This is a genomic window from Eubacterium sp. CAG:161 (assembly GCF_000432355.1).
Lineage (GTDB): Bacteria > Bacillota > Clostridia > Lachnospirales > Lachnospiraceae > Eubacterium_G > Eubacterium_G segne.
Window position 1 is genome coordinate 10,226 of record NZ_HF991841.1, and the last position, 10,355, is coordinate 20,580.

The window sequence follows — 10,355 nt, forward strand, 5'->3', positions numbered from 1 at the left end:
CATGTTTTTTTTAAGTATCCAAATTCTGAGGAATATACATTAAAGGATGTATCTTTTAAAATTAATGAAAATAATATTGTAACAATTGTTGGGACAAATGGAGCAGGAAAATCAACAATTGTAAAATTAATATGTGGACTATATGAGACTACAAAAGGTGAAATATTAATTAATGGAATCAATATAAATCAACTTAATGTTCGAAGGTATCTAGATCATATTGCTACTTTGTTTCAAGATTTTGAATTGTTTGCCTATTCAATTGAGGAAAATATTACATTTGGAAAGACTGAAACAGGTTTAAAATCTGACGAAGTATTTAAAGCTTTAAAGATTGATAAAATAATTGATAAGTTCCCAGACAGAGAAAGTACTATTATATCTAGTGATATTAGCCAAGGGGTAGAGCTTTCAGGCGGAGAGAAACAAAAAATTGCCTTAGGAAGAGCTATGTATAAGAATTCTTCAATGCTTATAATGGATGAGCCAACAAGTGCGTTAGATCCAATCGCAGAAGATGAACTATTGTCAGATATCGTAAATATCGCACACAATAAAAAAACAATATTATATGTATCTCATAGATTATCCAGTTGCAAAAAAAGCGATAAAATTTTAGTGATGAATAAAGGGGAGCTTGTTGAAGTTGGCAATCACGAGGAACTAATGCAATTAAAAAGAGAATATTATAGATTATGGAGTACACAGGCTCAATATTATATTTAAATCTTTACATTGCCTATACAGGTAATTAGTGATTACATTTATCTTATAGGGGATATTTAAATAAAACTCTATCAATTGACAATTATTTATTAATATATGTTTTGTAAAAAAAGATATTATAAAGCAGAATTAAGTAAAAGTATTAGGAGAAGTTTGAAACAAATAAGTAGAATACAGCCAAGAAACAAAGGGGATGGCAAATAAACCATCTTATGTGGTGCTTTAAAAAGTAAATATATACACAACACCTTCAAGTAACAGAAACAGTATTAACTTTGTTGGTGTAACCTCGTTCTTTAAGTAGATTAAGTGCCTGTGAAACAGTAAAAAAATTTTCCTTATTCGTAATGCGCGATTCAAGAAATCCTTCTGCTGTATAAAGTTTTAAGTCTGTGAGTATGTATTAGATAGAGGTAAGGATTATATGACAGATTGCAAAGAAAGCTTTCTTGCGACTACGACATATATTCATTCGTCGACAACGACTGATGAATTCAGGATGTCCCTTGAATTTGATTAAATTATGGTTGCATTGAATGTTGTGAGACAACATTCGCCCCATGACACGAGACTTTTAGCAGCGATGAAGACAGGTATATAGTCTCCGATTTCTGGGAGTGCCTGAATAGCAGTAAATGAGTTTTTATCGAATTCCAGTACGATTATTATAATATTAAGGACGCTTTTGTATTTATCACTGAGACGAAAGATGTCTATATTTCTGCCTGATGTTTTTCTAATTTATTGATGAGATTAAGACACTGTCTAAGCTTCACAGTTTGTTCCGTAGATACAGCACCATCAACAGTAGCATGTATTTTTTATTGGAGTTTACATTTGTCATATACAAAAGATGCTACATCAAAAGTTATTTCAGGATGTTGTAAAATATGTTCTGCATTAGAATGAGATAATTTACCAAATATATACGAAAAACATTATCTAACTTTAAATTAGATATAGTAAGACAGTTATGAACTCGATTCTTCTCAACGGTAATTATATAAGTGAGTTTGAAACGGTATCTTACTAAATTTCTTGATTCACATATGTCAGCAGATGTGATAAAGGATAGTTTAAACATTACGCACATGTATAAATTACAAATCCACCTGATATCGTTACAATCCGTCTTGTTGCATTTGGGGGCTCGATATATTTGGGGTGAGAAAGAGTAACTCAAATGTTATTCATTTATAAGATATTGAAAATAGGGATTCAATACTTATCAGTAGATTCTATACAGACATCAGTACAAGTGTATTTGATAGTCTAGTTACACAACTCTTGCGAAGCTTTTGTAAAATAAGAAAAGCGAGCTTGTTTATATTTTGTATGATTGTTGGAAACAGTAATATCAATGTAGGCATAGACTCGGGTTTGGCGAACATTAAGTCCATGACAGTTATTTTGAGAATTTTAAAGACAATAAAATAACCATCTGCTGATTTATAATTATAAAACTGACAGTGACTGGTCATCCAGCAAAATCGAGTCGACTTTGGAAGAGATAAGTTTACATGATATGGTTATCTGCTACTCATTGATGTCTTAACGAATGACCGACAATATTTAAAATGTGAGGTCGATGCTATACAGCACTGCCATTTATCTTCATATGTTTTGTAGTGTGTCGGTCTTATAAGGAGATAATATCAGAAGGAAGATAGAATAGAAAAGCGAAAGTTAGTCAATATGTTTCATGACATATTGAGTCTTTTGCAGAAAGGCGGATTATAAAAATGAAAAAATTGGAAATAAAGCCATTTGATGATTTTTGGCTTAATTGTGGATTTAATAATAATTTTAGTATATTAACTTCATACAACAAAAAATATAAAGAATTAGCGTACCTAAACGGTTATAAATATCAAGCCTATAATGAATGGTCACCAAAGCATATAGCACTTAATAATTCAAGTAGAATACAGGATGATATTATTGGACAAGTTATCTGTAAAGAGTACTTTTTAGTTGAGTATTCAGAAAAAAATGCAAATAATTTAATTAATATGCTTCATGATAATAATATAATGATACGGGTTGACTTATATAACTGGTTACCCAATAGTTCATCATGGCATAAAGAACATAATTATCATTATTCTCTTTTAAGTGATTATGATGAAGCCAAACAGGAAATTGTGATAATAGATGATGATAATAGAGGATATGGTGTGAAAAGTATACCATATAAAAGATTTTTGAAATGTATTAACGATGAAGAGAGCAATATTACAGGTTATATAATACACATTAAAAATGAGATTGATTACGAATTGAATATGAATGATGTTTTATATCATGCAAATATTTTATTGGATAATATAGATTTTTTTTATAGAGAAAACGATTTTTGGAAAGTTCAAGTCAATGAAAAAGGAGAGAATTTATGTAAATTCTATGCATTTGAAGTATTTAAAATTGAGAATAGACAAAAAGCAAATTTGGAATTAGTAAAATGCTTATATGATAAGAAATATATTAATAAAAATATATATGAATATTTAAAAAAAGAATTTATATATTTGAAAATAGAATGGGAAAGAATTAAGAATATTTTGCTAAAAGATTATATGTATTCAGCTAATAATGTTGCTACAAATATAGACAAACTGAATCTCTTAAAAACTAATTGCATTAAGAAAGAGATAGAAATTTGGAAAAAATTCAAATGCTTGTAGCATAACACTATTTTACAAGAGAAAGGAAGAGGTACTATGAAGGAATATGTTTGTGTATGGAAAGATGAATTTGATAGCAGCAATAAAATTGACTTAGATAAATGGGAATTTTCTGTAGGAGGTCATGGATGGGGAAATGGAGAGTTGCAATATTATACTGATAATCGGGATGAAAATATAATGATTTGTAATAATAAATTGGTTATTCGTTCAAATTATGAGAGCTGGCAAGGCAATCAATTTACATCTGCAAAAATAATAAGCAAAGAGTCATGGAAATATGGAAAAATACGAGTGAGAGCTAAAATTCCATTAGCGGTGGGAACTTGGCCAGCAATTTGGATGTTGCCGATTTCATATGATGGAACAAATTGGCCGTACTGTGGAGAAGTTGATATTGTTGAACATTTTGGACACACTAGAGGCGAAATCTTTTTTAGTTTACATTCAGGTGAATACAACTTTTATAAAAACAATAAATTTCATAAAAGAATTCAAATAAATGAAAAAATTAATAATTTTAATATTTATGAACTAGAATGGAATGAGGAATCAATGATTTTTTCAGTAAATGATAAAGTATGTTATGTTGCAAAAAAAAGTGAATGTAAAAATTTTAACAGTCAGGAATGGCCATTTGATAATCATTTTAGATTAATCATTAATTTAGCAGTAGGTGGTTATGAAGCAGGTAAAAAAGGTATTGATATAGATAAATGGCCTCAGGACTTTATTATTGATTATGTACATGTTTATCAACAGAAATGAAAGTAATAGCCAATAAGGTTGTAGTAAATTATATGGGGAAAATGAAATAAAATTTCGTAATTTAGTTTATAAGCTTATGAATTAATTCTAGATACAATGAAGAATTAAAAAAAAGTGTATGATAATTAATGAGTTATATAGTTGTATTGATACCTAATTGGGATAAAAATCATATATGTAATTAATTGATTAATATTAAGTAGAACTATAGGATAAGCATGTTAAACAAAACTATTCGCTTTTGTCGTAAAAAACGGGATAACAAATCGTTTAATTATATAAATGGAGAGTTTTTAAAATTTAAATGCAATAAGCGCAAGCTTATATTGTTAATTTAAGATGTTTGATTAATGAATGGATATTTCGATGCAATAGTATGTACTTTTGAGAATGTTCAGCATATGCCTTATAATCATCAAAAATATCAGGGATGGAACGGTGGTAGCTTTTGCAAATAGGCAAAGAATAGCGGTGAAAAATACATATCAGGTTGTCTATGGTAACCTTACCTCTAAATCAGTGGAGTAACAGACTTACTGTAATTGTATGGGACATTTAAAACTGGTAGACAAATATTTTACAGGATAGTTGGAAGACATAGCTAAAAAGTAATTGAGCTGTACATATGCTCTCAATTATAAGAGCATTGGCTGTCAGAAAATAAATTTTAATCTACATCAAATAAATATGACATTATCAGGGGCTGATTATTACAGGAGATAACAACTGCCAATGACAAACCAAAATACAATCAATAAATTGATGGAAATGTGTTTGTTTGCAACGGTAGATGCGTTTCGGAACCAATTAACTAATACAGGAATGACAGATACTTCTTTTAATGAGTAGAGGGGAATGTTGGTCGATATCTAATATACATGTGGTAAAACAAATGTCCTGCATGTTTAGTCAAAAGAGCAGAATTAGAACAGTAGGATGTTAGTGGAATGGATATCAACTATGCTTCTGGACAAAAGACTAGAAAATTTCTGACAACAAGACTTTTCACCTACTGAGCATTGTAACTTATTTATTATCAGTACAACAGGCAGTGGCAAAATCTATATGGCATGTGATTGGGGTATGAAAGTAGGTAAATGGTGTTCCGTTACCAAATATGTTCGACTGATAGATTTACAGTCGTTTTAGAAATGTATCGCAATGATAGGACATATAAGGTTATGGCGAAATATGCCAATCCAATATTGCTTATTCCAAACTAATGGCTGTTGCCGAAAACAACGATTGATAAGAACAGCTTGGTGGAGTGGATTTAACACTTGTATATGTAATTTTCGACAGCAGTGTTCTTGATGCATATAAAGTCATTATTGAAAGTATTGACCTATCTAAGAATATTTCAATGAGAGAAGTCTATGGCATGAATAAATCTTTAAGCAGGTAAATTTGCAGTTGCAACGGCTAACTAAGGTGATTTCCTAGTCTGAACTGTTGATTTCCAATAATTTGGACTAGCGATTTCGTTGCACCGTGATATTTAGGTATTTAAGGATTTTGTTTTAATTTAACGAACGTAAATTTGTAACTGAACAATATGAAATGATACTTGACTAATCGAACAAATGTTCTTACAATATATTGTGTCGCTACTAATAATGTGCTAAACAGTATAAATGTTCAGTTTGACGTTCCCTTTTGACTGACATTCTAATGAGAGGTTGTGGTATGATAAGTTGTTGTATGATTATAACCTCTAAAATGGAGGTGTTAGTGATTGAAGAATATGATTCAGATACGTTGTGTGAAATGCAAAAAGAGATTATTTGATTATTCATCTGGTGAATTATCTATTGCAATTAAATGTAATCGTTGTGGAAGAGTTCTAAGATTTAAAAAATGTACTGAAAAATATTTAAAAAAATGTTCTTTACATGGACAAATATATATATAAAATTGAATAATAAGGCCCACCTGATAAGGGCATGCGGTTAAACATATATATGTGACCGTAGGAGCACCAGAGACGCAGGGGAAAGATATCAGTTTATTAACTGACTTTCTCTTTGCGTCTTTTTTTGTACGTAACTGAACTTCAGATAAATGATTAGTAATTAGTTTTTTTCTACCTGAACTGGTATCTGCCAGGAAAGGAGAAAGAAATAATGAACTATAACGTAAAAGAAAGCGGAAAAAGAATCAAAGAATTAAGAAAGGCAAAAGGTTATACACAGGAGAGCTTTGCCGAAGAGCTAAATATATCCCATAGAACCTACAGTGGAATAGAATTGGGAAATCATAGCACAACCATAGAGACCTTTGTAGAAATGGCATCTATTTTGGATACAACATTAGATTATCTAATAATAGGAAGGAAGAGTAGTGAATTATTAACTGACGTTCCAGAAGAAAAGAAAGAATTAGCAATGAAAATATTAAAAGGAATTCTGGAAAATATATAAACTACGCATATGATACGTAGTTACTACGTATGAAACCTCATAAAAATAAGAATTTAAAAGTTGTAAAGTTTAATTGTGATTAAGAAACGTGCACATTGATTAGTCAAATAATATGAAAGTAGGTATATAGATTTATGTGGAAAATTTTTGATGGAAAAGAAGTTGCAAATGGAGTGATATTTATCAAATCACAGAAGGATTTTAATACAGTAATTGATGTTACAAAACGCATCGGATATGAATGTAAGAAAAGACTCCTAAATGTGAATTACTGGTTTTTAGATGCAAGTGGTGAAACAGGAGTTCAAAGAAAAACTATTAATCAGTTTTTAGATGAAATGGCAAATAAGAATATTAACCTTATTGTGTTAAGAACATTAAATGACATAAGTGATGATCCTATTGAAAAAGAAGCATTTCTTTCAGTAATGAAAGAAAACGAAGTAGGAGTTTATCTTTTTGATGAGGAATGTTTTGCAGCAGTCAATTACGATTATGAATGTTAAGGAATATCAGAAAGTAATCTATCCCTCAGAGGTTATTGTTTATGACTCATCGGGCAGGCGAGTAGTTGCCTGTCCGACAGAGCAGGAAGCGGATTAGTACATAGAGGAGAAGGTAAAGTGAAATATGAAGGTTGGAACGTCGGCTCTATTATCCGACAGTTAAGAAGAGATAAGAATATGACAATAGATGAGCTTAGCGAAGCTGTTGGAAAAAGTGTTTCTCACATTACGCAAGTGGAAGAGGGAACCAGAAGAATTAGCATAGATTTGTTATATGCATTGGTAACGGAATTAGATACGGATGCAAATACAATTCTTTCTATACAAAAGAAACGATCAAACATATCTGTTGATGAAGAATTAAGAAAACTTTCACCGGAAATGAGGACATATTTCAGTCAGCAGTTTGTACAAATGATAAAGGAAATACCAAATTAATAGGAGGAAACAATGTGTAAAAGAAAGAAAAGTATAAATGTGATTGCATACTTATCTGTAGCAAATGCAACAGATAAAAATGTGGATTGGAAAGAAGAAAAACAGCTTAGTTACATTAGTGAATATGCTAAGGCACATAACTTGAGAATTGTTAAGATTATGCACAAAAACATTATGGGCTGCAGTGTTGTAAATACGCACTTTAATAAAATGGTAAGAGAAATACAAAACGAAAAAGCAGACGGAATTTTAGTATGCAATATGGCGGCAATTTCACAAAATATAGAAGATGCCTATCAGAAAATAGGAAAAGTTATTCAGGCAGGAGGGCAGATAATAACAGTTGACGAAGGAAAATTAAATTTACAGCTCAAGAGATAGGAGAAAAAAGGTATGAAGAAAATTATTAGAGGAGATGTTATATATGTGGATTTAGGTCAACATCCGAAAACTTCGATACAGTCAGGTGTTCGTCCGTGTGTAGTAGTAAGCAATAATAAAAATAATAAATATTCAAATACATTATCAGTTTGTCCTTGCACAAGCAGAGTAGCAAAGAAAAAAATTATAACACACATATTGGTTACACCAAAGGATGTGAAAGGATACTTTGAAGAAGAATCATTATTGTTAGTAGAACAAATTACAGTTGTGGCAAAAAAGAAAATAATAAGTAAAGTTGGGCATATTCCAAAAACATCAGAAGTCATGAAAAAGGTGAATGACGCAATAATAAAACAGCTTGGAGTTGATATGTAATGGAGATTCAACATAATGAAAAATCAAAAGAACTAGAGTTAACAAAAAAACTGGCTGTTTTAGGATGGATAATGAGAAAAGAATACATTTCAATGGATGAATATTCAAGAATTAAGAGAAAACTGATGAATGAGTATGACATAGTAAGTTTTTAAAGAAGAGCCGACATTTTATGTTGGCTTTTCTGTAGGTTTGTTCATATTTAAGTTTATATATATACTTAAGAAAATTACAAAAAGGAGATCACAAAAATGGATGTCAAGGTTATTAAAGCAAGTGATGAACCTGTTATTAGAGATAGAAAATTTGAAGGAAACGCACTTGAATTTAATAGGAAAAGAGTGGCGGCTTATGTTAGGGTAAGCACAGATGATGAAGAACAGCTAAATAGTTTTACGTCACAAAAGCAATATTATCAAGAAAAAATATCTCAAAGTAAAGAATGGATTTTAGTTGGCATTTATGCTGATGAGGGAATTACAGGAACTAAAACAAAAAAACGAGATGATTTTTTGAGAATGATTAACGATTGTATGAATGGAAAAATAGATATTATACTTACAAAATCAATATCAAGATTTTCAAGAAATTTAGTTGATACCATACAATATGTTAGAATGCTTAAAAGTAAAGGCGTCACAGTTATTTTTGAAAAAGAAAATATAAATACTTCAACGATGGAAAGCGAGATGCAATTAGCTTTATTATCAACGCTTGCTCAGAATGAGGTGGAATCCTTATCGGCTAATGTAAAAATGGGAGTCAAGATGAAGATGAGGCGTGGAGAATTAATGGGATTTAATGGTTGCCTTGGATATGATTATCATAAAGAAGACAAGTCTATTACAGTTAATGAAGAGGAAGCTGAAACAGTGCGGCTTATATTTGATTTATATTTGTCAGGTATGGGAGGAATATCAATTGCCAAAGAACTAAAAAGACAATGCAGATTGAATAAAAAAGGAGTTTGTAAATGGACTGATAGTGGTGTAATAGGAATAATAAAAAATGAAAAGTATAAAGGAGATTTGTTATTAGGAAAGACATATACTGTTGATCCAATCTCAAAAAGACGTCTGGAAAACAGAGGTGAAGAAGACAAATTTTATATTGAGAATCATCATGAGCCTATAGTATCAAGAGAGGTTTGGGATAGAGCACAGGAAATAAGAAAAGGTAGATACAGAAGTGCGGTAAATAATGACCCTGTAATACGTATAAGAAATAATAAAATGTATGCTCTCAGTAGTATGTGCGAATGTGGTTTTTGTGGAGAAATTTATACAAGAAGAATACATCATCAATCAAGAAGTACATTAAAACCAGTATGGAAATGTTCAAATCAAATAAGAAATGGAATAGCAGCGTGTGAGCATAGTAGGGCAATTGATGAGTCAATAATAGAAAATTCTTTTTTAGAGATGATGAGTTTAATGGCAGATAATTTTGATGATGTATTAGACAATTTGTTGGCAACTATTGAAGAATCTTTAAACAGTGATGACTGTGTAAATAAGTTAAAACGCATAGATAAATCGTTGGCAAAGCAAGAGGATAAACGTAATAAATTGACCGATATGATGTTGGATGATAAAATTAATGAAGAAGCCTACAATAAAAAATATGAAGAGTTGTCATACAATATTTCAAAGTTAAAAAATGAAAAGAGAATGCTAACAGATAATAATTTGAATCAAAAAACTATTAAAAACCGAATGTGTGAAATTCGTAATAATATAAAAGATGCAAAAGTATTTGATGAATTTGACAGAGTTGTTTTTGAGAGCATTGTAAAAAAAGTTATAGTAGGCACGGTGCTCGATGATGGTACAATAGAACCATATAAACTAACATTTGTTCTGAAAGGAATGAGCGATGTTGAGGTAACATGTAAATAAAATAAACATTTAACTAGGAGGACTGGATATGAGTAATCTGGAAGAACTAGAAGTAAAAAATGTTTGTTCTTTATCCTGTGACGCCCCTACTAATATGTGTTCTTTACTTGGGGACCACACATGTGGAGACGGTATGTTTATTGTACAAACTCCACG

Annotated in this window: 10 protein-coding genes; all 10 read left to right on the forward strand. The window is 30.6% G+C overall.

Features of this window, described 5'->3' with window-relative positions:
* On the forward strand, nucleotides 1-726 hold a 726-nt coding region (locus Q5O30_RS01120), incomplete at its 5' end, for an ABC transporter ATP-binding protein (RefSeq protein ID WP_302674498.1).
* A 1,742-nt stretch (nucleotides 727-2,468) separates the two neighbouring features.
* Nucleotides 2,469-3,410: a hypothetical protein gene (locus Q5O30_RS01125; protein ID WP_021951931.1), complete on the forward strand. Its 942-nt coding sequence runs from the start codon at nucleotides 2,469-2,471 to the stop codon at nucleotides 3,408-3,410.
* 36 nt (nucleotides 3,411-3,446) lie between these two features.
* Nucleotides 3,447-4,178 (forward strand): family 16 glycosylhydrolase, encoded by a 732-nt coding sequence (locus Q5O30_RS01130; RefSeq protein ID WP_021951932.1) that lies wholly within the window; start codon nucleotides 3,447-3,449, stop codon nucleotides 4,176-4,178.
* Nucleotides 4,179-6,301: 2,123 nt separating this feature from the next.
* Complete coding sequence (locus tag Q5O30_RS01135) at nucleotides 6,302-6,598, forward strand: helix-turn-helix domain-containing protein (RefSeq protein WP_005363046.1); 297 nt, start codon at nucleotides 6,302-6,304, stop codon at nucleotides 6,596-6,598.
* 134 nt (nucleotides 6,599-6,732) lie between these two features.
* A complete protein-coding gene (locus tag Q5O30_RS01140; protein WP_021951933.1) occupies nucleotides 6,733-7,104 on the forward strand; it encodes a hypothetical protein in 372 nt (123 codons plus the stop codon).
* A 117-nt stretch (nucleotides 7,105-7,221) separates the two neighbouring features.
* On the forward strand, nucleotides 7,222-7,542 hold the full coding sequence (locus Q5O30_RS01145) for a helix-turn-helix domain-containing protein (RefSeq protein ID WP_021951935.1): 321 nt from the start codon (nucleotides 7,222-7,224) through the stop codon (nucleotides 7,540-7,542).
* A 12-nt stretch (nucleotides 7,543-7,554) separates the two neighbouring features.
* Nucleotides 7,555-7,923 carry a recombinase family protein gene (locus tag Q5O30_RS01150; RefSeq protein WP_021951936.1) on the forward strand — a complete coding sequence of 123 codons (369 nt, stop codon included), beginning with the start codon at nucleotides 7,555-7,557 and terminating at the stop codon, nucleotides 7,921-7,923.
* Between the two features lie 12 nt (nucleotides 7,924-7,935).
* The gene (locus tag Q5O30_RS01155) at nucleotides 7,936-8,301 is read left to right on the forward strand and encodes a type II toxin-antitoxin system PemK/MazF family toxin (RefSeq protein ID WP_021951937.1); all 366 of its coding nucleotides are present in this window, start codon (nucleotides 7,936-7,938) and stop codon (nucleotides 8,299-8,301) included.
* Complete coding sequence (locus tag Q5O30_RS01160) at nucleotides 8,301-8,456, forward strand: hypothetical protein (protein ID WP_005363035.1); 156 nt, start codon at nucleotides 8,301-8,303, stop codon at nucleotides 8,454-8,456. The genes Q5O30_RS01155 and Q5O30_RS01160 overlap by 1 nt, the downstream gene beginning before the upstream one ends.
* A gap of 96 nt (nucleotides 8,457-8,552) precedes the next feature.
* A complete protein-coding gene (locus tag Q5O30_RS01165; RefSeq protein WP_005363033.1) occupies nucleotides 8,553-10,199 on the forward strand; it encodes a recombinase family protein in 1,647 nt (548 codons plus the stop codon).
* Nucleotides 10,200-10,355: the final 156 nt, after the last annotated feature.